The 21,927-nt window shown below is 65.8% G+C and carries 15 protein-coding genes, 2 tRNA genes and 3 rRNA genes; 9 read left to right on the plus strand and 11 right to left on the minus strand.

Features of this window, described 5'->3' with window-relative positions; genetic code table 11:
• Positions 1-160: 160 nt before the first annotated feature.
• The 7 genes from ilvD (at position 161) to AC3WQA_RS09495 (ending at position 9,225) form a co-directional block, all read left to right on the plus strand.
• Positions 161-1,876 (plus strand): dihydroxy-acid dehydratase, encoded by a 1,716-nt coding sequence (gene ilvD / locus AC3WQA_RS09465; RefSeq protein ID WP_492674816.1) that lies wholly within the window; start codon positions 161-163, stop codon positions 1,874-1,876.
• A complete protein-coding gene (ilvC, locus tag AC3WQA_RS09470) occupies positions 1,873-2,874 on the plus strand; it encodes a ketol-acid reductoisomerase (protein ID WP_492674817.1) in 1,002 nt (333 codons plus the stop codon). The genes ilvD and ilvC overlap by 4 nt, the downstream gene beginning before the upstream one ends.
• 63 nt (positions 2,875-2,937) lie before the next feature.
• Positions 2,938-3,279: a VOC family protein gene (locus tag AC3WQA_RS09475; protein ID WP_492674818.1), complete on the plus strand. Its 342-nt coding sequence runs from the start codon at positions 2,938-2,940 to the stop codon at positions 3,277-3,279.
• Positions 3,280-3,442: 163 nt separating this feature from the next.
• The gene (gene ilvB, locus AC3WQA_RS09480; RefSeq protein ID WP_492676342.1) at positions 3,443-5,242 is read left to right on the plus strand and encodes a biosynthetic-type acetolactate synthase large subunit; all 1,800 of its coding nucleotides are present in this window, start codon (positions 3,443-3,445) and stop codon (positions 5,240-5,242) included.
• A 156-nt stretch (positions 5,243-5,398) separates the two neighbouring features.
• The gene (gene ilvN / locus AC3WQA_RS09485) at positions 5,399-5,677 is read left to right on the plus strand and encodes an acetolactate synthase small subunit (protein WP_492674819.1); all 279 of its coding nucleotides are present in this window, start codon (positions 5,399-5,401) and stop codon (positions 5,675-5,677) included.
• Positions 5,674-7,236 (plus strand): threonine ammonia-lyase, biosynthetic, encoded by a 1,563-nt coding sequence (gene ilvA, locus AC3WQA_RS09490; RefSeq protein ID WP_492674820.1) that lies wholly within the window; start codon positions 5,674-5,676, stop codon positions 7,234-7,236. Before ilvN ends, ilvA begins: the two co-directional genes overlap by 4 nt.
• Before the next feature lie 99 nt (positions 7,237-7,335).
• A complete protein-coding gene (locus AC3WQA_RS09495) occupies positions 7,336-9,225 on the plus strand; it encodes a GGDEF domain-containing protein (RefSeq protein ID WP_492674821.1) in 1,890 nt (629 codons plus the stop codon).
• A 33-nt stretch (positions 9,226-9,258) separates the two neighbouring features.
• Here AC3WQA_RS09495 and AC3WQA_RS09500 read toward each other — a convergent pair whose 3' ends face one another.
• The 10 genes from AC3WQA_RS09500 to tyrS all read right to left on the minus strand — a co-directional run bounded on the left by AC3WQA_RS09500 (position 9,259) and on the right by tyrS (position 18,802).
• Complete coding sequence (locus AC3WQA_RS09500; RefSeq protein WP_492674822.1) at positions 9,259-9,666, minus strand: cupin domain-containing protein; 408 nt, start codon at positions 9,664-9,666, stop codon at positions 9,259-9,261.
• On the minus strand, positions 9,663-9,938 hold the full coding sequence (locus AC3WQA_RS09505; RefSeq protein WP_492674823.1) for a helix-hairpin-helix domain-containing protein: 276 nt from the start codon (positions 9,936-9,938) through the stop codon (positions 9,663-9,665). Before AC3WQA_RS09505 ends, AC3WQA_RS09500 begins: the two co-directional genes overlap by 4 nt.
• Positions 9,939-9,950: 12 nt before the next feature.
• Complete coding sequence (locus AC3WQA_RS09510) at positions 9,951-10,310, minus strand: DUF1304 domain-containing protein (RefSeq protein ID WP_492674824.1); 360 nt, start codon at positions 10,308-10,310, stop codon at positions 9,951-9,953.
• 25 nt (positions 10,311-10,335) lie between these two features.
• Complete coding sequence (glpK, locus tag AC3WQA_RS09515; RefSeq protein ID WP_492674825.1) at positions 10,336-11,841, minus strand: glycerol kinase GlpK; 1,506 nt, start codon at positions 11,839-11,841, stop codon at positions 10,336-10,338.
• 136 nt (positions 11,842-11,977) lie between these two features.
• Positions 11,978-12,090, minus strand: a 5S ribosomal RNA gene (rrf, locus tag AC3WQA_RS09520).
• Between the two features lie 181 nt (positions 12,091-12,271).
• Positions 12,272-15,149 (minus strand): 23S ribosomal RNA (locus AC3WQA_RS09525).
• Between the two features lie 185 nt (positions 15,150-15,334).
• Positions 15,335-15,410: transfer RNA gene (locus tag AC3WQA_RS09530), tRNA-Ala, on the minus strand.
• A 41-nt stretch (positions 15,411-15,451) separates the two neighbouring features.
• Positions 15,452-15,528: transfer RNA gene (locus tag AC3WQA_RS09535), tRNA-Ile, on the minus strand.
• A gap of 79 nt (positions 15,529-15,607) precedes the next feature.
• Positions 15,608-17,148 (minus strand): 16S ribosomal RNA (locus tag AC3WQA_RS09540).
• Together the 16S, 23S and 5S rRNA genes with 2 tRNA genes alongside form the textbook arrangement of a ribosomal RNA operon.
• A gap of 442 nt (positions 17,149-17,590) precedes the next feature.
• Positions 17,591-18,802 carry a tyrosine--tRNA ligase gene (gene tyrS, locus AC3WQA_RS09545; RefSeq protein ID WP_492674826.1) on the minus strand — a complete coding sequence of 404 codons (1,212 nt, stop codon included), beginning with the start codon at positions 18,800-18,802 and terminating at the stop codon, positions 17,591-17,593.
• Positions 18,803-18,984: 182 nt separating this feature from the next.
• On the opposite strand from tyrS, the gene AC3WQA_RS09550 reads away from it, so the two are divergent.
• Complete coding sequence (locus tag AC3WQA_RS09550) at positions 18,985-20,433, plus strand: OapA family protein (protein ID WP_492674827.1); 1,449 nt, start codon at positions 18,985-18,987, stop codon at positions 20,431-20,433.
• Between the two features lie 13 nt (positions 20,434-20,446).
• Complete coding sequence (locus AC3WQA_RS09555; protein ID WP_492674828.1) at positions 20,447-21,565, plus strand: anhydro-N-acetylmuramic acid kinase; 1,119 nt, start codon at positions 20,447-20,449, stop codon at positions 21,563-21,565.
• A gap of 3 nt (positions 21,566-21,568) precedes the next feature.
• Here the strand turns inward: AC3WQA_RS09555 and AC3WQA_RS09560 are convergent, their stop codons facing one another.
• Complete coding sequence (locus tag AC3WQA_RS09560) at positions 21,569-21,823, minus strand: hypothetical protein (RefSeq protein WP_492674829.1); 255 nt, start codon at positions 21,821-21,823, stop codon at positions 21,569-21,571.
• Positions 21,824-21,927: the final 104 nt, after the last annotated feature.

A 21,927-nucleotide genomic window follows, 5' to 3' on the forward strand; every position in this document is an offset into this window, starting at 1 on the left:
ACGCAGGCCCCCGAACTCGTTCGCTCGCTGCCCCCTGCCCGGCGCTGCTGCGCGCGCAGGAGAGGCATTCCATGACTACCGGCAGCGATCCATGCCGGCGCAAGCCACGACCCCTCTCCCCGTGGGGGAGAGGGAAATCCCGACCTTCGGAGATTTTTTGATGCGCAGTGATCTGATAAAGGCCGGCCCCGACCGCGCCCCCGCGCGCGCCATGCTGCGCGCCACCGGCATGGACGATGCCGCGCTGAAAAAGCCGCTGGTGGCGGTGGTGCACACCTGGTCGGACGTCTCGCCGTGCAACCTCAACCTGCGCGAGCTGGCGCAGGCGGCGATGGACGGCGTGCGCGCCGCCGGCGGCACGCCGGTGGAGTTCAACACCATCGCGGTCACCGACGGCATCGCCATGGGCACGCCGGGCATGCGCTATTCGCTGGTCAGCCGCGAGGTGATCACCGACTCGATCGAGGCGGCGGTGGAAGGCCACCTGTGCGACGCCATGGTGGTGCTGTGCGGCTGCGACAAGACCATCCCCGCCGCCGCGATGGCGATGGCGCGGCTGGACATCCCCGCGGTGGCGCTCTATGGCGGCACCATCGCGCACGGCCTGCACAAGAACCGACCCATCACCATCCAGCAGGTGTTCGAGGCGGTCGGCGCGCATGGCGCCGGCAAGATCGACGATGCGGAACTGCGCGCGGTGGAATGCGACGCCTGCGGCGGCGCCGGCGCCTGCGGTGGCCAGTTCACCGCCAACACCATGGCGATGGTGCTGACCACGCTGGGGCTGTCGCCGATGGGCCTCAACGACATCCCGGCCACGCATCCCAACAAGCTCACCGCCGCGCGCCGCTGCGGCGAGCTGGTGATGGATTGCCTGCGCACCGGGCGCACGCCGCGCGCGCTGATCAACCGCACCTCACTGGCCAACGTCGCGCGCATGGTGGCGGCCACCGCCGGCTCCACCAATGCGGTGCTGCACACCCTGGCGATTGCGCGCGAGGCCGGTGCGCAGTGGTCACTGGAGGATTTCCAGCCCGCCACCGAGGCCACCCCGGTGATCGCGGATCTCCTGCCCTCCGGCCGCTACACCGCGGTAGAGATGTTCGACGCCGGCGGCGCCGCGCGCGTGGCGCAGGAGTTGATCGAGGCCGGCATGCTGGCGGACGCGCCCACCGTCACCGGCCGCACCCTGTTCGAGGAAGCCGCCGCCGCGCCGCGCTTCGCCGGCCAGGAAGTGATCGCACCGGTGAGCGCGCCGCTGAAGCCGCACGGCGGCTATTCCATCCTCTACGGCAACGTGGCGCCGGACGGCTGCATCCTGAAGATCCCCGGCAAGCACAGCGCCGGCCACGGCACCACCCGCTTCGAAGGCAAGGCGCGCATCTACGAGAGCGAGGAAGCCGCCTTCGCCGCCGTGCAGGAAGGCCGCATCGGCAAGGGCGACGTGGTGGTGATCCGCAACGAAGGCCCGGCCGGCGGCCCCGGCATGCGCGAGATGCTCGGCGTCACCGCCGCGCTGATCGGGCGCGGCCTGGGCGACGACGTGGCGCTGATCACCGATGGCCGTTTCTCCGGCGCCACCCACGGTTTCATGGTCGGCCACATCGCGCCCGAGGCCGCGCGCGGCGGCGCCATCGGCCTGCTCAAGGACGGCGACCCGCTGGTGATCGACGCCATCACCCGCGAGATCAGCACCAGCGCCGACCTCGCCGAACGCCGCAAACACTGGACACCGCCCGAACCCAGGGTGACGCGCGGCGTACTCGCCAAGTTCGCCCTGCTGGTCGGCTCGGCCTCCGACGGCGCCACCACTTCACCCACCACCGCACCCGCATCCCACACCACCACCGCATCCAACCAGGGAGTCACCGCATGAGCCCCAACCCCACCCTCGCCACGTCCCGCATCGCCGTGCTCGGCTACGGCAGCCAGGGCCGCGCCCACGCGCTGAACCTGCGCGATTCCGGCCTCGACGTCGTGGTCGGCCTGCGCCCGCACGGCCCGACCTCGGCCAAGGCCAAGGCCGACGGCTTCACCGTGCTCGAACCCGCCGAGGCGGTGAAGGGCGCCGACCTGGTCGCCGTGCTCACCCCCGACATGGTGCAGCCCAGGCTGTACACCGAGTCCATCGAGCCCAACCTCAAGCCCGGCGCCGCGCTGCTGTTCGCGCACGGCTTCAACGTGCACTTCAAGCAGATCACGCCGCGCGCCGACATCGACGTGATCCTGGTCGCGCCCAAGGGCCCCGGCGCGCTGGTGCGCAGCGAGTACGAGCGCGGCCGCGGCGTGCCCTGCATCTGGGCGGTGCACCAGGACGTCTCCGGCCAGGCGCAGGCCCGCGCCATCGCCTACGCCGACGGCATCGGCGGCACCCGCGCCATGATCATCAAGACCGACTTCAAGGAAGAAACCGAGACCGACCTGTTCGGCGAGCAGGCCGTGCTGTGCGGCGGCGCCAGCTCGCTGGTGCAGGCCGGCTTCGAGACCCTGGTGGAAGCCGGCTACCAGCCCGAGATCGCCTACTACGAGGTGTTCCACGAGCTGAAGCTGATCGTCGACCTGTTCTACGAAGGCGGCGTGGAAAAAATGCTGCAGTTCGTCAGCGAAACCGCGCAGTACGGCGACTACGTGTCCGGCCCGCGCGTGATCGATGCCGGCGTCAAGGCGCGCATGAAGGACGTGCTGCGCGACATCCAGGATGGCACCTTCGCCAGAAACTGGACCGCCGAATACAACGCCGGCCTGCCCAACTACAAGCAGTACAAGCAGGCCGATCTCGACCACCCGCTGGAGCAGGTGGGCCGCAAGCTGCGCGCGCGGATGACCTGGCTGCATCCGCAAGCCACCGCCGAACCGCTGAAGAAAGTCGGCTGATGCCGACGCCGCGCCGCGCGCGATGCGCGGCGCGGTCAATCCACAACCCAAGAGGTGCACGTCATGAAACGTTTCCATATCGCCCTGGCCGTCGCCGACCTGGATGCCTCCATCGCCGACTACAGCCGGCGCCTGGGTCAGATCCCGCAGGCCGTGGTGCTGGGCACCTACGCCATGTGGCGCACCGACCAGCTCAACTTCTCGATCCGCCAGGACGCCGCGCGCGCCGGCCAGGTGCTGCAGATCGGCTTCGAGGACGACACGGCCGCTGGCTTCTCCAGCGAGGTCGACGGCAACGGCTTCGAGTGGCAACGCTTCTCCACCCTGGAGCAGGACCTGCAGATCATCTCCCGCTTCGGCGTGCCGGTACATCCGGCGGTCGAGAGAGACCTGATCCGCAACTGACCCACGCCAGGCGCGGCCTTCCACGAGCGAGCGCCTCGTCGCGGCCAAAGCCGATTGCCCACCGTAGCGGCGCACCGCCCACCAGCAGGAACCCATCGTGACCACCACCACGCAAAGCGCCACCATTGCCGCCACCGCCCTCCATCCCTGCGCCGGCCTCGCCATGAGCGGCGCGGAGATCGTGGTGCAGGTACTCGCGGACGAAGGCGCGCGCGTACTGTTCGGCTACTCCGGCGGCGCCATCCTGCCGGTGTACGACGCGATCTTCCGCTACAACGCCGAGCACGTCGGCGCGGACGGCCGCGAGCCGATGCCGCTGGTGGTGCCGGCCAACGAACAGGGCGCGGGCTTCATGGCCGCCGGCTTCGCGCGCGCCTCGGGCGAGGTGGGCGTGGCCGTGGTCACCTCCGGCCCCGGTGCCACCAACCTGGTCACGCCGGTGCGCGACGCCATGGCCGACTCGGTGCCGATGGTGGCGATCTGCGGCCAGGTGCCCACGCCGGCGCTGGGCAGCGACGCCTTCCAGGAGGCGCCGGTGGCCACCATCATGGGCGCCTGCGCCAAGCATGTGTTCCTGGTCACCGACCCCGACCAGCTCGAAGCCACCTTGCGCACCGCCTTCGAACTGGCGCGCAGCGGCCGCCCCGGCCCGGTGGTGGTGGACATCCCGAAGAACGTGCAGAACGCCACGCTGCGCTTCGACGGTGCCAGCCGCCTCGCCATCCCCGGCTACCGCGCACGCCTGCGCGCGGTGGAAGGCGCACGGCTGGACGACGAAAGCTGCGCGCGCTTCTTCGCTGCCCTGGCGCAGGCCAAACGTCCGCTGATCTATGCCGGCGGCGGCGTGGTGGCGGCCGGCGCCGCCGACCAACTGCGCACCTTCGCGCATGCCTTCGGTCTGCCGGTCACCACCACGCTGATGGGGCTGGGCGCGTTCGACACCCGCGAGCCGCTGGCGCTGCACATGCTGGGCATGCACGGCACCGCCTACGCCAACTACGCGGTGGAGGATTGTGATTTCCTGATCGCGCTGGGCGCACGCTTCGACGACCGTGTGGCCGGCGTGCCGGACAAGTTCGCTCCGCGCGCGAAGTTCATCGCACAGATCGACATCGACCCTGCCGAGGTGGGCAAGGTGAAACCGGTGGACTGGCAGCACGTCGGCCCGCTCACCGCCTCGCTGGAACGGCTCACCACCTGGGGCCGCGCACGCGCCACGCTGCCGTCGCTGGCCGCCTGGCACGCCCATCTTGCCGCGCTGAAAAACCGCCACGCGATGAACTACGACCGCGCGAGCCCGCTGCTCCAGCCGCAGGCGGTGATCGAGGCGATCAACCGGCACACCCGCGGCCGCGCCATCATCGCCACTGGCGTGGGCCAGCACCAGATGTGGGCGGCGCAGTTCTTCGACTTCGCCGCGCCGCGCCACTGGCTCACCTCCGGCTCGATGGGCACCATGGGTTTCGGCCTGCCCTCGGCGATCGGCGCGCAGTTCGCGCGGCCCGACGCGCTGGTGATCGACGTCGACGGCGACGGCTCCATCCGCATGAACCTCGGCGAGCTGGAGACCGTCACCACCTACGGCTTGCCGCTGAAGGTGCTGCTGCTCAACAACGTCGGCGACGGCATGGTGCGGCAGTGGCAGAAGCTGTTCTACAAGGGCCGCTTCGCCGCCACCGACAAGAACCTGCACACCAAGGATTTCGTGCGCGCCGCCGAAGCCGACAGCTTCGCCTGGGCGCGCCGGCTGGAGCACAAGGCCGAGCTCGACGCCACCATCGCCGACTTCCTCGCCTGGGACGGCCCCGCCTTCCTCGAAGTGATGATCGACCCCGACGCCGGCGTCTACCCCATGGTCGGCCCCGGCGCCAGCTACGCGCAGATGATTACCGGCGACTTCATTCCCTCGCGCGAGCCGTCCGCGGCCACCGACGTCGAGGCCTCATCCACGCACATGTTCTGAGCCATCGCCGTTCGCGCTGACATACACCGTTCGCGTTGAGCGTAGCCCGCGCAGCGGGCGGCGTCGAAACGCCTCTGCGGCCCCTTCGACTCCGGCCCTTCGGGCCTACGCTCAGGGCGAACGGCGATTGATCGCATGACTCCACGGAGCATCGCCATGAAACACACGCTGTCCATCCTGCTGCAAAACGAATCCGGCGCGCTGGTGCGCGTGGCCGGGCTGTTCGCCGCGCGCCACGTCAACATCGACGCGCTCACCGTGGCCGCCACGCACGATCCCACGGTGTCCCAGCTCACCCTGGTGCTGCACGGCGACGAGGGCACGCTGGAGCAGATCCTGCGCCAGCTGCGCAAGCTGGTGGATGTGCTGGACGCCAACAGCCTCTCCCTGCTCGGCGGCAACGGCACGCCGATGCTCGCCGTCGGCCACGCATGAACGCGCAGCTCGCGGCAAGCACCGACGACGGCGTACCCGGCGACCTCGACCTGCTGCGCCGCGCGCTGGCCGCGCGCGTCTACGAGGTGGCGCGGGAAACCCCGCTGGAGCCAGCCGCCCTGCTCTCCGAACGACTGGGCCGGCAGGTGCTGCTCAAGCGCGAGGATCTGCAAAGCGTCTTCTCGTTCAAGCTGCGCGGCGCCTACAACAAGATGGCGCAGCTGGATGAGGCCGCACGCGCGCGCGGCGTGATCGCCGCCTCCGCCGGCAACCACGCGCAAGGCGTGGCGCTGGCGGCGGCCAGGCTGGGCCTGCACGCCACCATCGTGATGCCGCTCACCGCGCCGCAGGTGAAGGTGGATGCCGTGCGCCGGCTCGGCGGCGACGCCGTCAAGATCGTGCTCGAAGGCGACTCCTACAGCGATGCCCAGGCCGCCGCCGCGCGCCTGCAGGCCGAACAGGGGCTGGTGTTCGTGCACCCCTTCGACGACCTGGACGTGATCGCCGGCCAGGCCACCGTGGGCGTGGAAATCCTGCGCCAGTGCGCCGCGCCCGCCGTCGTTTTCGTGCCCATCGGTGGCGGCGGCCTCGCCGCTGGCGTGGCCAGCACGATCAAGACGCTGTCGCCGCAGACCCGCGTGATCGGCGTGCAGGCCGAAGATTCCGACGCGATGGCGCGCTCGCTCGAAAGCGGCGTGCGCGTGACCTTGCCCGAGGTCGGCCTGTTCGCCGACGGCACCGCGGTGAAGCAGGTCGGCGCGCTCACCTATGCGCTGTGCCGCCGCCATCTCGACGCCGTGCTGCGCGTGGACGGCGACGCGCTGTGTGCCGCCATCCGCGACATCTACCAGGAAACCCGCAGCGTGCCCGAACCTTCCGGCGCGCTGGCGCTGGCCGGGCTGAAGCAATACGCCGCCAGCCATGCCGACGCACGCGGCGCGCTGGTGGCCGTCGTCTCCGGTGCCAACATGAACTTCGAGCGCCTGCGCCACGTGGCCGAGCGCGCCGAAGCCGGCGAACAGCGCGAGGCCTTGTTCGCGGTGACGATCCCCGAAGAACGCGGCAGCTTCCGCCGCTTCTGCGCCGCGCTCGGCCGCCACGCCATCACCGAGTTCAACTACCGCATCGGCGACGCCCGCCACGCGCACATCTTCGTGGGCGTGCAAACCGCCAGCCGGCAGGAGCGCGAAGCGCTGGTGGCGGTGTTCCGCGCGCAGGGCTTCGACGTGCTCGACCTCAGCGACGACGAACTGGCCAAGCTGCACCTGCGCCACATGGTGGGCGGCCGCTCGCCGCTGGCGCAGAGCGAACACCTCTACCGCTTCGACTTTCCCGAACGCCCCGGCGCCCTGCCCGACTTCCTCGCCCGCCTGCAGCCGGACTGGAACATCTCCCTGTTCCACTACCGCAACCACGGCGCCGACCACGGCCGCATCCTGGTCGGCCTGCAGGTGCCCGACGCCGAGCTGCCCACCTGCCGCCATCGCCTCGCCAGCCTGGGTTACCCGCATGCCGACGAAAGCGACAATCCCGCCTATCGCCTGCTGCTGCGCGAGTGATGGCCGCGCCGCGTGCATCAAGCGCGGGCGGCAGCGGCCGATAAAGGGGGCGAGCGCCCCGCGCCGATGGCGCGTCCCCTTCCACGCCGGAGCATCACTTTGCGCACAAGGTGGCTGACCTGGTTGGCCTGTGCCGCACTGGCGCTGCCGCGCTGCGTGCATGCGCAAGCGCCGACGACGCCCGACCCAGCGGCCTTCGACCAGTTGCTGCAGCAGGTGAACGACGGCGACGTATCGCCCGACTCCGACGCCGCAGTCAAGCAGGTACTGGCGCGGTTGCGCGCCCTGCTGCCACCCAATGACGCCAGGCGCGCGCGCCGCTACGGCTACATCTACTGCTTCCTGGCCTACCAGGGCGACGCCAAGGGCGGCGTCGCCTTCGCCCGGCAGGGCATCGCCGAGTCCCATGCAGCCCACGATCCGGAGGTCGAGTCGAATTTCCAGATGTGCCTGGGCAATTACCTGAGTCAGGTCGGCACCGACCGCGATGCCTTGCCGGCCTTCGACGCCGCCGTGCAGACGGCGCACGCCGTGGGCAAGCCGCATCTGCTCGCCGATGCCCTGACCTGGCGCGGCAATGCCTTGTCGCTGCTGGGCGAACAGGCCAAGGCCATGATCGACCTGCTCGATGCACAGCGCGCCTACGACCGGCTCGACGACGCCAAGGCGGCGGGACGCGCCAACCTCGTCAATATCGCCGGCCTGTACCGCCGCATGGGCGAATACGACGATGCGGCCAAGTACTTGCGCCAGGCACTGGCGGCCGCCAGCGACGGACAGGACCGGCAGCAGCTGCGCGCGATCTACATGTCGCAGGGCTTCCTTGCCAACGAGCGCGGCGAGCCGGCGGCCGCCACCGCGCCGCTGCAGCAGGCACTCGCGCTGGCGCGCGAGATCGGGCCGCCGCAGAACGTGGGCGCGGCCTTGCTGGCCTTGGCCGAGAACAGCAACACGCTGGGCCACTATCGCGACGCGCTGCAACAGGCCACCGCGGCCGGCAAAATCTTCCAGTCGAGCGCAGACAACTCCAACGCCGACATGCTTTCCCTGCAGTTTGCCGAGGCCCATGCCGGGCTGGGCCAGCGCAGCCTGGCGGCGCAGGAATTCCAGGCCGCCGCGGCCGCCCTGGAAAAGAGCGGCAACCTGCGCTATCAGGCCGAGCTGTATGCTGCACGCTCGCACAACGAGGAGGCACTGGGGCACACGCAACAGGCGCTGGACGATCTCAAGCGCAAGATCGCCACCGATACCGCGCTCGTGCAGGCGGCCAAGTCCCAGGTCACCACCCTGATGCGCTATCGCTTCGATACCGCGCGCCGCGACCTGGAGAACCGCAGGCTCGCCGACGAGAAGGCGCTGCAGAGCCAGCAACTGGTCGCGCTGGAGCACGTGCGCAACTGGCAGCGGCTGGCCATCCTGCTCGGCGGCATCCTGGTGCTCGGCATCGTCTGGCTCGCCTATCGCCAGTGGCTGAAGAGCCGCCGCCTGAATCGACTCTCCCTGCTCGACCCACTGACCGGCAGCTCCAACCGCCGCCATATCGAATACCTGCTGGCGCAGGCCATCGCCCAGGCGCGGCTGTCGCGGCAAGGCCTCACCGTGGTGATGCTGGACATCGACCACTTCAAGCACGTCAACGACAGCCACGGTCATCCCGCCGGCGACGCGGTGCTGCGCGAGACCGCGCGCCTGTGCCAGGGCGCGCTGCGCCAGCACGACCGCTTCGGCCGGATCGGCGGCGAGGAGTTCCTGGTGCTGCTGCCGGGCACCGACCTGGAACACGGCCAGCTGGTGGCCGAACGCCTGCGCGCCCAGGTTGCCGCCGCGGTCATCCCGCTCGGCGAAACATCGCTCCAGGTCACCGTCAGTCTCGGCGCCAGCGCCCTTCGCCCCGACGAGACGACGCCATCCACGTTGATCGAGCGTGCGGACGCCGCGCTCTACCGCGCCAAGGCGGCGGGCAGGAACCGCGTCGAGACGATGCCCTGAACGCCCGACTTCCCCGGCAAAGGCGGCACCGCGCTACTCCGCCGCCTCATAGGCCTCTGCACGGAAACGCGGCGTGCACAGCGCGTAGAACAGCAGCTCGCCATCGCCGACATTGCGGATGCGCTGTCGGCAGCCGGGCGGAATGACGACCACGTCGTGCGGCCCTACGGCGCACGGCGCCAGGCCATCCACCTCGACCACGCCACGGCCGGCGATCATCACGTAACGCTCGGCCGTGTCGCGCAGGCGGTGCCAGCGCGTGGTGATGCCCGGCGCCACGCGCGCAAGCGCCACCGACAGCGCCTCGTCGTCCGGCGTATTGGCCAGCTCGGTGATGTGGCATAACTCGTCGGTGTGGAACTCGCGTTCGGGCGCGTAGCGGAATACCGCCGCACGCAGTTCCGGCGCGCCTGCGGCTGGCGGCAGCCGCTTGCCGTTCATCGCTTGCGCTCGGCGGTGTAATGCCACCACGGCCGCGCCGGCTCGCCCGCCATGAAGCGCGTGACCGACACCAGCACGTCAAGCACGCAAGGGTCCTGCCGCGTGCCGGTCAGCACGCACAGCCGCTCGTACAGGACGCGCGCATCCTGCCCCAGCAACGCGGCCGGCGTGCGAATGCCCAACCGTTCGAGATCGCGCGCGCAGGCCGGGCCGACGTTCGGCAGGTCGGTCAGCTGGTGCAGGCGTGTGCGATCCACCTTGTCCGGATGCATGCCGTGCCCCCTTCAGTGCGCCAACCAGGTCAGTGCCAGCGCGAATGCAGCCGGCAACGCCTGCACCACGAAGATGCGCCAGTTGGCGGTGAACGCGCCGAATACGCCAGCCACGACGACACAGGCCAGGAAGAACGTCTTGATGGCCAGGCTCATCGGCCCCGGCAGCAAACCCCATCCGAGGCCGGCAGCGAGAAACCCGTTGTACAGGCCCTGGTTCGCCGCCAGCGTCCGGGTGATCCGCGCATGTTCCGCGCTCAACCCGAACGTGCGCCGCCCCACGGGTTTTTCCCACAGGAACATCTCCAACACCAGAAAATACGCATGCAGCAGCGCGACCAGCGCCACCAAGGCCATCGCCGTCTCGTTCATGCCTGCCCTCGTTGGTTCGACTTCGTCATGCGGACGCCATCCGGAAGCCACAGGTTGCTTCCACTGCCTGCTGCCAGCCACGGTAAAGACGCGCGCGCATCGCCGGCGCCATCGTCGGTGCGAAGGCGCGTTCCACCTGCCACAGGCGCGTCAGTTGTGCGCGGTTTTCCCAGAAGCCCAATGCCAGGCCGGCGAGGTAGGCCGCGCCCAATGCGGTGGTTTCCTGCACCCGCGCGCGCAGTAGCGGTACGCCCAGCATGTCGCACTGGAACTGCGCCAGGAAATCGTTGCCGATGGCGCCGCCGTCGGCGCGCAATTCCTTGAGCGCGATGCCGGCATCGGCCTCCATCGCCCCCAGCACATCGCGCGACTGGTAGGCCATGGCCTCCAGCGCCGCGCGCACCAGGTGCTCCCGTCGCGTGCCCCGCGTCAGCCCGAACATCGCGCCGCGCACGTCGCTGCGCCAGTACGGCGCGCCAAGGCCCACGAAGGCTGGCACCAGGTAGACGCCGTCGGTGGAATCCACGCTGGTGGCCAGCGCCAACGTATCGCCGGCGCGCTCGATCAACCGCAGGCCGTCGCGCAGCCATTGCACCACGGCACCGGCCATGAAGATGCTGCCTTCGAGCGCGTATTCGATTTGGCCGTCCATTTCCCAGGCAATGGTGGTGAGCAAGCCATGGCTCGATGCCACTGCCCGCGCGCCGGTGTGCATCAGCATGAAACAGCCTGTGCCATAGGTGTTCTTGGCCATGCCGGGTTCGAAGCAGGCCTGGCCGAACAGGGCGGCCTGCTGGTCGCCCGCCATGCCCGCGATCGGCACCCGGGCGCCGAAGAAACGCGCGGGATCGGTGTCACCGTAATGCTCGCTGCAGGAGCGCACCTGCGGCAGCATCGCGCGCGGCACGTTGAACAGGCGCAACAGTTCCTCGTCCCACGCGCCGGCGTGGATGTCGTAGAGCAGCGTGCGCGCCGCGTTGCTCGCATCGGTGATGTGCAGGCGCCCGCCGCTCAGGTTCCACGCCAGCCAGGTTTCCATGGTGCCGAACAGGAGCTCACCGCGTTCGGCGCGGGCCTGCGCGCCGTCCACGTGGTCGAGCAGCCAACGGATCTTGCTGGCCGAGAAGTAGGCATCCACCAGCAGGCCGGTCTTCCCCCGCACCAGCTCGCCGGCACCTTCGGCCAGGACGCGCTCGCAGATCGCCACGGTTTGCCGCGATTGCCAGACGACCGCGTGGTGGATCGGCGTGCCAGTGGCGCGATCCCAGATCACCGTGGTTTCGCGCTGGTTGGTGATGCCGATACCGGCGATCTCGCTCCAGGCAACCTGCTGGCGCGCCATCAGCTCAGCCACCGATGCCAGCATGCCGGCGAGAATGTCGTGCGCGTCGTGCTCCACCCAACCGGGCTGCGGATAGATCTGGGCAAACTCACGCTGCGCCATACCGGCAATCTGGCCGCCCGCATTCACCAGCACCGCGCGTGAACTGGTCGTGCCTTGATCCAGTGCCAGGAGGTAACGCTTCGTCACCGGGAACTCCACGCCGGGGGATGCGCATCAGGTTAGCACTGGTATCCGCGCCGTCGGCGCCTGCTTGCATGGTGATTTGGGCTAGTGCAAAAGAGAACGCCCCCACCGGGAGGTGGGGGCGTTCGGAGGATAAAATCCCTGGCGGTGACCTACTCTTGCATGCGGATGCACACTACCATCGGCGCGGCTGCGTTTCACTTCCGAGTTCGGGATGGGATCGGGTGGGACCACAGCGCTATGGCCGCCAGGGAAGGGGTGGGAGTAGCGCGATGCGCCGACTCCACAAGGGGTGAGAATCTATTCGCGGAACCGGCCTGGCGGGCTGGTTCCAGACTCTCCGCGAGATGACTCCCGCGAAAAACGTTGGCAAACGAGTGACAAGCGCCCTGGTTGAAGTACCGGGTACGTGGTGAAGGCCACTTGGGGTTATATGGTCAAGCCGCACGGCTCATTAGTACGCGTAAGCTCAATGCATTGCTGCACTTCCACATCGCGCCTATCAACCACCTGGTCTTGATGGTGCCTTAAGGAGAGTCAAGCTCTCGGGAGATCTCATCTCGGGGCGTGCTTCCCGCTTAGATGCTTTCAGCGGTTATCACTTCCGTTCATAGCTACCGGGCAATGCCATGGGCATGACAACCCGAACACCAGCGGAACGTCCACTCCGGTCCTCTCGTACTAGGAGCAGCCCCCCTCAAATCTCCAACGCCCACGACAGATAGGGACCGAACTGTCTCACGACGTTCTGAACCCAGCTCGCGTACCACTTTAAATGGCGAACAGCCATACCCTTGGGACCGACTACAGCCCCAGGATGTGATGAGCCGACATCGAGGTGCCAAACACCGCCGTCGATATGAACTCTTGGGCGGTATCAGCCTGTTATCCCCGGAGTACCTTTTATCCGTTGAGCGATGGCCCTTCCATACAGAACCACCGGATCACTAAGACCTACTTTCGTACCTGCTTGATCCGTCGATCTTGCAGTCAAGCACGCTTATGCCTTTGCACACAGTGCGCGATGTCCGACCGCGCTGAGCGTACCTTCGTGCTCCTCCGTTACTCTTTGGGAGGAGACCGCCCCAGTCAAACTACCCACCATACACGGTCCCTGACCCGGATTACGGGCCGAGGTTAGAACGTCAAGCACTTCAGGGTGGTATTTCAAGGATGGCTCCACGCAAACTGGCGTCTGCGTTTCGTAGCCTCCCACCTATCCTACACAGAAGAACTCAACGTTCAGTGTAAAGCTATAGTAAAGGTTCACGGGGTCTTTCCGTCTTGCCGCGGGAACGCTGCATCTTCACAGCGATTTCAATTTCACTGAGTCTCGGGTGGAGACAGCGCCGCTGTCGTTACGCCATTCGTGCAGGTCGGAACTTACCCGACAAGGAATTTCGCTACCTTAGGACCGTTATAGTTACGGCCGCCGTTTACTGGGGCTTCGATCAAGAGCTTCGCCTTGCGGCTGACCCCATCAATTAACCTTCCAGCACCGGGCAGGCGTCACACCCTATACGTCCACTTTCGTGTTTGCAGAGTGCTGTGTTTTTGGTAAACAGTCGCAGCGGCCAGGTTACTGCGACCTGCCAATGCTCAGTCACGCATGTGACCACATCGGCAGGCGCACCTTCTCCCGAAGTTACGGTGCCATTTTGCCTAGTTCCTTCACCCGAGTTCTCTCAAGCGCCTTGGGATTCTCACCCTGCCTACCAGTGTCGGTTTACGGTACGGTTTGCTGTAGCTGAAGCTTAGTGGCTTTTCCTGGAAGCGTGGTGTCAGTCACTTCACCCAATAAGGGCTCGTCTCGGTGCTCGGCATAAAGAGGGCCGGATTTGCCTAACCCTCATGCCTACCGCCTTTCCCCGGGACAACCAACGCCCGGTAGACCTAACCTTCTCCGTCCCCACATCGCACTACAGTCAAGTGCTGGAATATTAACCAGCTTCCCATCGACTACGCATTTCTGCCTCGCCTTAGGGGCCGACTCACCCTGCGCCGATGAACGTTGCGCGAGGAAACCTTGGGCTTTCGGCGGGGGGGCTTTTCACCCCCCTTATCGTTACTCATGTCAGCATTCGCACTTCCGATACCTCCAGCAGACTTTACAATCCACCTTCACAGGCTTACGGAACGCTCCTCTACCGCGCACATTGCTGTGCACCCCGAGCTTCGGTGTCTAGCTTAGCCCCGTTAAATCTTCCGCGCAGACCGACTCGACCAGTGAGCTATTACGCTTTCTTTAAAGGATGGCTGCTTCTAAGCCAACCTCCTGGCTGTCTATGCCTTTCCACATCGTTTTCCACTTAGCTAGAACTTGGGGACCTTAGCTGCGGGTCTGGGTTGTTTCCCTTTTCACGACGGACGTTAGCACCCGCCGTGTGTCTCCCGGATAGTCTGTCCTGGTATTCGGAGTTTGCCATGGTTTGCTAAGTCGCGATGACCCGCTAGCCATAACAGTGCTCTACCCCCAGGAAGATTCGTCCGAGGCGCTACCTAAATAGCTTTCGAGGAGAACCAGCTATCTCCGAGTTTGTTTAGCCTTTCACTCCTATCCTCAGCTCATCCCCATCTATTGCAACAGATGTGGGTTCGGTCCTCCAGTGCGTGTTACCGCACCTTCAACCTGGCCAAGGATAGATCACTCGGTTTCGGGTCTACTGCCAGAGACTATTCGCCCTATTCAGACTCGGTTTCCCTTCGCCTCCCCTAGATGGTTAAGCTTGCCACTGACAGTAAGTCGCTGACCCATTATACAAAAGGTACGCAGTCACCCTTGCGGGCTTCCACTGCTTGTACGTATACGGTTTCAGGGTCTATTTCACTCCCTTCACCAGGGTTCTTTTCGCCTTTCCCTCACGGTACTAGTTCACTATCGGTCAGTCAGGAGTATTTAGCCTTGGAGGATGGTCCCCCCATGTTCAGACAGGGTTTCTCGTGCCCCGCCCTACTCAATTTCATGCACGGTGCCCTTTCGTCTACCGGGCTATCACCGTCTGCGGCGGGCCTTTCCAGACCCTTCGACTAAAACACTGTGCACTTTTGGGCTAGTCCCCGTTCGCTCGTCGCTACTGAGGGAATCTCGGTTGATTTCTTTTCCTCCGGGTACTTAGATATTTCAGTTCCCCGGGTTCGCCTCGTACGGCTATGTATTCACCGCACGATACCTCTTGCGAGGTGGGTTTCCCCATTCGGACATTGCCGGATCAAAGCTTGTTGCCAGCTCCCCGACACTTTTCGCAGGCTGCCACGTCCTTCATCGCCTCTGACTGCCAAGGCATCCACCGTATACGCTTGGTCGCTTGACCATATAACCCCAAGTCGCCTCGGAGTTACACGTTTCAAACCACCTGTTCGTGCCTCAACACGTGCCTCGGTTCGGTTCGAACCAAGACGCTTGTCACTCGTTTGCCAATTTTCAAAGAACACAAGAACGGCCTCAACGCCGCCTCGCTTCAAATCTTTTAGTGTGCTGTGAATTCACGTCGCCAGGTGGTGGAGCCAGTCGGGATCGAACCGACGACCCCCTGCTTGCAAAGCAGGTGCTCTCCCAGCTGAGCTATGGCCCCGTGCCTGGGCTGCCGGCACCGCCAAGGCAGTACGGCCTGGATGGTGGGTCTGGGAGGACTCGAACCACCGGCCTCACCCTTATCAGGGGTGCGCTCTAACCACCTGAGCTACAGACCCGGAAGCTTGTCAGGGACGCTACGTGAATACAGGTGTCTTGTGTGGACGTCTTGCGCGACGGGTCGCGCTGTCTATCTCGAAAGGAGGTGATCCAGCCGCACCTTCCGATACGGCTACCTTGTTACGACTTCACCCCAGTCATGAACCACTCCGTGGTCGTCGTCCCCCTTGCGGTTAGACTAACGGCTTCTGGAGCAACTCACTCCCATGGTGTGACGGGCGGTGTGTACAAGGCCCGGGAACGTATTCACCGCGGCATAGCTGATCCGCGATTACTAGCGATTCCGACTTCACGGAGTCGAGTTGCAGACTCCGATCCGGACTGGGATCGGCTTTCTGGGATTGGCTCCACCTCGCGGTATTGCAACCCTCTGTACCGACCATTGTAGTACGTGTGTAGCCCTGGCCGTAAGGGCCATGAGGACTTGACGTCATCCCCACCTTCCTCCGGTTTGTCACCGGCAGTCTCCTTAGAGTTCCCACCATTACGTGCTGGCAACTAAGGACAAGGGTTGCGCTCGTTGCGGGACTTAACCCAACATCTCACGACACGAGCTGACGACAGCCATGCAGCACCTGTGTTCCGATTCCCGAAGGCACTCCCGCATCTCTGCAGGATTCCGGACATGTCAAGGCCAGGTAAGGTTCTTCGCGTTGCATCGAATTAAACCACATACTCCACCGCTTGTGCGGGCCCCCGTCAATTCCTTTGAGTTTCAGTCTTGCGACCGTACTCCCCAGGCGGCGAACTTAACGCGTTAGCTTCGACACTGATCTCCGAGTTGAGACCAACATCCAGTTCGCATCGTTTAGGGCGTGGACTACCAGGGTATCTAATCCTGTTTGCTCCCCACGCTTTCGTGCTTCAGCGTCAGTGTTGTCCCAGATGGCCGCCTTCGCCACTGATGTTCCTCCCGATCTCTACGCATTTCACCGCTACACCGGGAATTCCACCATCCTCTGACACACTCTAGCCCGCCAGTATCCATCGCCATTCCCAGGTTGAGCCCGGGGATTTCACGACAGACTTAACGAACCGCCTACGCACCCTTTACGCCCAGTAATTCCGATTAACGCTTGCACCCTTCGTATTACCGCGGCTGCTGGCACGAAGTTAGCCGGTGCTTATTCCTCAGGTACCGTCAGCCCCACCGGTTATTAACCGATAGTATTTCGCTCCTGATAAAAGTGCTTTACAACCCGAAGGCCTTCTTCACACACGCGGCATTGCTGGATCAGGCTTGCGCCCATTGTCCAATATTCCCCACTGCTGCCTCCCGTAGGAGTCTGGGCCGTGTCTCAGTCCCAGTGTGGCTGATCATCCTCTCAGACCAGCTAGCGATCGTCGCCTTGGTGGGCCATTACCCCGCCAACTAGCTAATCGCACATCGGTTCGTCCAACCGCGCGAGGTCTTGCGAGCCCCCGCTTTCTCCCGTAGGACGTATGCGGTATTAGCGTAAGTTTCCCTACGTTATCCCCCACGTTTGGGTAGATCCCGATGCATTACTCACCCGTCCGCCACTCGCCACCCGGTATTACTACCTGTGCTGCCGTTCGACTTGCATGTGTTAGGCATGCCGCCAGCGTTCAATCTGAGCCAGGATCAAACTCTTCACTTAAGTTTTCGACAATCTCGCCCTTGCAGGCTTGGCCGTCTATCTTTCTGAAGCGTGACCCCAACCATTGAAACTCATTACTGACTTTCTTTGGGTGGGACGCTTTGCATTGCTTGGACAAGTCATCGACTCGCCAGCGCAAGGCGTCCACACAATTCACCTGTGCACACTGTCAAAGATCATCAATCTGTGCGGATTCTTTCGTTTCCGCCCCGTGACGTTTCGTCCCGGGTGAGCCGCTCACTATACATCGTTTTCTTCGACCGTCAACCTCTTCGTGAAAACTTTTCAGCGGAGAAGTGACGAACCGTGCCGATGCAGCAGCGGGGCGGCGAATACTAGGTGCGGCCCCGCACTTTGGCAAGCACGACTTGCGAAAAAGTTTTGGTGTTTCGTGCAACGTGCTGTTCGATAAAGAAACATTCCTCGATTGCACGCCATGCGCTCACACAGCGAGCAACCGCACCCGGGCGAAGTTGCGCTTGCCGACTTGCAGCACGCCTTCAAAGCCCGCCACGAAGACGCGCTGCGCGTCTTCCATCACGACGGCGTCGATCTTCACCGCGCGCTCCTTGAGCTTGCGGTTTGCCTCGGAATTGCTGCTGGCCAGCCCGGCGGCCGCAAGCAGGGCTGGCAAGCGCAAGCCTTCGACGGGCACGGCGATTTCCGTGAGCGGCAGCAGCGCGGTGTCGCCTTCGCCACGCACCACCGCATGCCAGCCGGCAATGGCCTGTTCGGCGGCGGCGGCGCCCTGGAAACGCGCGGCCAGCTCACGCGCCAGGCGCAACTTGGCGTCGCGCGGGTTGAGCGCGCCGTTGGCGACATCGCGCTTCATGGCGGCAAGCTCATCCAGCGACACCTCGAAGCTGAGCAGCTCGAACCAGCGCCACATCAGCTCGTCGCCGATCTTGAGCGTCTTGGTGACGATGTCGATGGCCGGCTCGTCGATGCCGATGTAGTTGCCCAGCGATTTGGACATCTTGTGCACACCGTCCAGGCCTTCGAGCAGCGGCACGGTGAGCACGATCTGCGGGCGCTGACCGTGGTGCTCCTGCAGGCCGCGCCCCATCAGCAGGTTGAACTTCTGGTCGGTGCCGCCCAGTTCCACGTCGGCCTTCAGCGCGACCGAGTCGTAACCCTGCACCAACGGATAGAGGAATTCGTGGATGGCGATGGATTGCTGCGCCTTGTGGCGCTTGGCGAAGTCGTCGCGCTCCAGCATGCGCGCCACGGTGTGCTGGCCGGCGAGACGGATCATGTCGGCCGCGCTCATCTGACCGAACCATTCGCTGTTGAAACGCACTTCGGTGCGCTCACGGTCGAGCACCTTGTAGACCTGCGCGGCATAGGTCTCGGCGTTCTTCAGCACGTCCTCGCGGGTCAGCGGCTTGCGCGTGGCGCTCTTGCCGGTGGGATCGCCGATCATGCCGGTGAAGTCGCCGATCAGGAAGATCACCTGGTGTCCCAGATCCTGGAACTGGCGCATCTTGTTGAGCAGCACGGTGTGACCCAGATGCAGGTCGGGCGCGGTGGGGTCGAAGCCTGCCTTGACGCGCAGCGGGCGGCCCGCCTTGAGCCGCTCCAACAGATCCTCGCGCTTGATGATTTCGTCGACGCCGCGCGCTACGGCGGCGAGCGCCTGTTCGGGTTCGTTCATGCATCCCTCGACATGGTGGTTGCCATGACAGCCATCCGTACGGCGGCGGCCATGTTTCACCGTTAATTGTGCGTTAACCTCAAACCATACGCAAACCCTTGATGGCAAAGGCATTGACGCGCTTGTTACAGGGCGACTAAGGTACGTGGGTTTGTTATTTTGTTACGACGGGGTTGCACAGCATGAGTGAGGCACTTCGGGAAGCGCGTCGCGCACGCAAGCTGGCCATCTGCCGCAAGGCGCAGCGTCGACACAACGGCTTCTACGAGCGCTGCGCTCATTGGTCGTTCGACCGGCTCGAACCGGCGGCGCCGCTTCGCTGGCATCGCGAACGCTGGGTGCTTGCCGGTACCGCATTGATGGCCACCCTGCTCTCGGGCCTCGTCATGCCGGCCTGGGCCACCGCGATGAAGCCCGCGCCCGCACCGGTGGCGCACACCTTGCTGCCGCTGGCGCTGCCCAAGCTGGCCCCGGTCGATCCGGCCGCCAGCAAGGTGGAGGATTGGCAGACGGTGCGAGTGCAGCCGGGCCAGACCCTGTCCGATATCTTCACGGCACGCGGCCTCAGCCTCGCCGACCTGCAGGAGGTGATGGACGCCGCCGGCGACGCGAAATCCGCCCTGCACCACATCCGCCCCGGCGAGGAGTTCGACTTCCTCAGCCATCCCGGCGGCGGTCTCGCCGGCTTCCGCTTCGACAAGGATCAGGCCACCCGCGCCATCGTGCGCCTGGACGGTATCAAACCCTCGCTCACCCTGCAGGCCCGCGACATGGACGTGCGCGAGGAAATGGCGCACGGCGTGATCCGCTCCAGCCTGTACGCCGCCGCCGGGCAGGCAGGGCTGTCGAACGCGATGGTCGGCAAGCTCGCCGACCTGTTCAAGTACGACATCGACTTCGTGCAGGACCTGCGCGAAGGCGACAGCTTCACGGTGATCTACGACGACCTCTACCGCGACGGTGTGCGCTTTGGCGAAGGCAACATCGTGGCCGCCGAGTTCGTCAACCAGGGCACGCGCTACACCGCCTACCGCTTCAAGAAGGCCGACGGCAGCTACGGCTGGTTCAGCGAGGACGGCCGCCCGATCCAGAAATCCTTCCTGCGCATTCCGGTGGACTTCACCCGCATCTCCTCCACCTTCAGCGTGGCGCGCATGCACCCCATCCTCGGCCGCATGCGCGCGCACAAGGGCGTGGACTACGCCGCACCGATGGGTACGCCGATCCATGCCGCCGGCGACGGCGTCATCAAGTACCGTGGCTGGGAGAGCGGCTACGGCAACTTCGTGCTGATCCAGCACAACAAGGACATCAGCACCGCCTACGGGCACATGTCGCGCTTCGCCCCCGGCCTGCACGTGGGCTCGCGTGTCACCCAGGGCGAAACCATCGGCTACGTGGGCATGACCGGCCTGGCCACCGGCCCGCACCTGCACTACGAATTCCGCGTGGACGGCGTGCAGCGCAACCCGCAGACGGTGACCCTGCCCAAGCCCGAACCGCTGCCCGCCACCCAGTTGGCGAAGTTCAAGGCCACCGTGGTGAAGCCCGAGCTGGCGCGGCTGGAGCAGATCGACCAACGCCTCAAGCTGGCGCAGCGTGACACGCCCGGCCTGCCGCGCAACGACTGAAGCCCGCCCGCACGTGAGCGAAGTCACCTCGCTGTATCTGGGTCTGATGTCCGGCACCAGCGCGGACGCCATCGACGCGGCGCTGGTGTCGTTCGATGACGGCCGTCCACGCCTGCTGGCCGCGCGCGCGCAGCCCTGGTCCGCGCCGCTGCGCGCGGAGATCCTCGCTGTGGCGCAAGGCGAGGCGGCACTGGATCTGGATGCCTTTGGCCGGCTGGACACCCGACTGGGTGAAGCCTTCGCCGACGCCGCACTGGCCTTGCTGCACGACAGCCATACCCCGGCCACGGCGGTGCGCGCCATCGGTTCGCACGGCCAGACCCTGCGCCACCGCCCGACCGGCCCGCACCCGTTCACCCTGCAACTGGGCAACCCGGCCGTCATCGCCGAACGCTGCGGTATCGATGTGGTCGCCGACTTCCGGCGCGCCGACGTCGCCGCCGGCGGCCAGGGCGCGCCGCTGCTGCCCGCCGTGCACGCGATGCTGCTGGCACATCCCGGCCACGCACGCGTGGTGCTCAACCTCGGCGGTATCGCCAACATCACCGTACTGGGCGCCGACGGCTGCGTGACCGGCTTCGACACCGGCCCCGCCAACGGCCTGCTGGATGCCTGGTGCCTGCGCCACCGCGGCGAAGCCTGCGACCGCGACGGCGCCTTCGCTGCCAGCGGCCGCCGCGACGACGCCCTGCTCGATGCACTGCTGGCCGACCCGTACTTCGCGCTGCCGCCGCCCAAGAGCACCGGCCGCGAACATTTCCATCTCGCCTGGCTGGCCACGCAGCCACGCGTGCAGGCGCTCGCGCCCGCCGACGTGCAGGCCACGCTGCTGGAACTCACCGTGCGCAGCGTGGCCGAGGCCATCGAGCGCCATGCGCCGGAGGCAGCCGAGGTGCTGGCCTGCGGTGGCGGCGTGCACAACGGCGCGCTGATGCGGCGCCTGCGCGAACGGCTCGCGCCGCGCACACTGGCCAGCACGGCAAGTGGCGGCGTCGATCCGGATTACCTCGAAGCCATCGCCTTCGCCTGGCTGGCACGGCAGCGCCTGCAAGGCTTGCCTGGCAACCTGCCTGCCGTCACCGGCGCGCACGGGCCGCGGGTGCTTGGCGCGATCCATCTCGCGCCACGCTGACGCTCACTTGCCGCCGCGCACCATGGCCACCATGGCATCGCCCCGCGCATAGGCCAGCGCCTGCACCGCCTCGCGGAACGCCGCCTGCTCGGCGGCATTCCAGTCGTTTTCATCCGTCTGCGGCTCTTCCACATCCACCAACGCTTCGATGCGCGCGCCGCTCTCGGTGTAGCCAAGGCCGCGCCGCAGGGCGTGCAACAGCACCTCATTGATGGTCCACTGGCGCACCCTGGCCAGCGACTGGATGCGCTCGGCCAAGCCGTGGTCGATCTGTCGTATCGTGAAATCCGGCACCCGTGCGTCTCTCCACGTGCGTGTGCCCCCTGTGCCGCCCATCCTCGCCGCGTCACCAACAAGCGGCA

The sequence above is a fragment of the Rhodanobacter sp. FW106-PBR-R2A-2-24 genome, assembly GCF_058789615.1.

What these genes read in the sequence shown, in the direction of transcription:
- ilvN (WP_492674819.1), top strand. Translation starts at nt 5,399, where the DNA reads ATGAAACACACGCTGTCCATCCTGCTGCAAAACGAATCCGGCGCGCTG.
- ilvD (WP_492674816.1), top strand. Translation starts at nt 161, where the DNA reads ATGCGCAGTGATCTGATAAAGGCCGGCCCCGACCGCGCCCCCGCGCGC.
- tyrS (WP_492674826.1), bottom strand. Translation starts at nt 18,802, where the DNA reads ATGAACGAACCCGAACAGGCGCTCGCCGCCGTAGCGCGCGGCGTCGAC.
- AC3WQA_RS09510 (WP_492674824.1), bottom strand. Translation starts at nt 10,310, where the DNA reads ATGAACGAGACGGCGATGGCCTTGGTGGCGCTGGTCGCGCTGCTGCAT.
- ilvA (WP_492674820.1), top strand. Translation starts at nt 5,674, where the DNA reads ATGAACGCGCAGCTCGCGGCAAGCACCGACGACGGCGTACCCGGCGAC.
- ilvC (WP_492674817.1), top strand. Translation starts at nt 1,873, where the DNA reads ATGAGCCCCAACCCCACCCTCGCCACGTCCCGCATCGCCGTGCTCGGC.
- AC3WQA_RS09550 (WP_492674827.1), top strand. Translation starts at nt 18,985, where the DNA reads ATGAGTGAGGCACTTCGGGAAGCGCGTCGCGCACGCAAGCTGGCCATC.
- AC3WQA_RS09500 (WP_492674822.1), bottom strand. Translation starts at nt 9,666, where the DNA reads ATGAACGGCAAGCGGCTGCCGCCAGCCGCAGGCGCGCCGGAACTGCGT.
- AC3WQA_RS09475 (WP_492674818.1), top strand. Translation starts at nt 2,938, where the DNA reads ATGAAACGTTTCCATATCGCCCTGGCCGTCGCCGACCTGGATGCCTCC.
- ilvB (WP_492676342.1), top strand. Translation starts at nt 3,443, where the DNA reads ATGAGCGGCGCGGAGATCGTGGTGCAGGTACTCGCGGACGAAGGCGCG.
- AC3WQA_RS09505 (WP_492674823.1), bottom strand. Translation starts at nt 9,938, where the DNA reads ATGCATCCGGACAAGGTGGATCGCACACGCCTGCACCAGCTGACCGAC.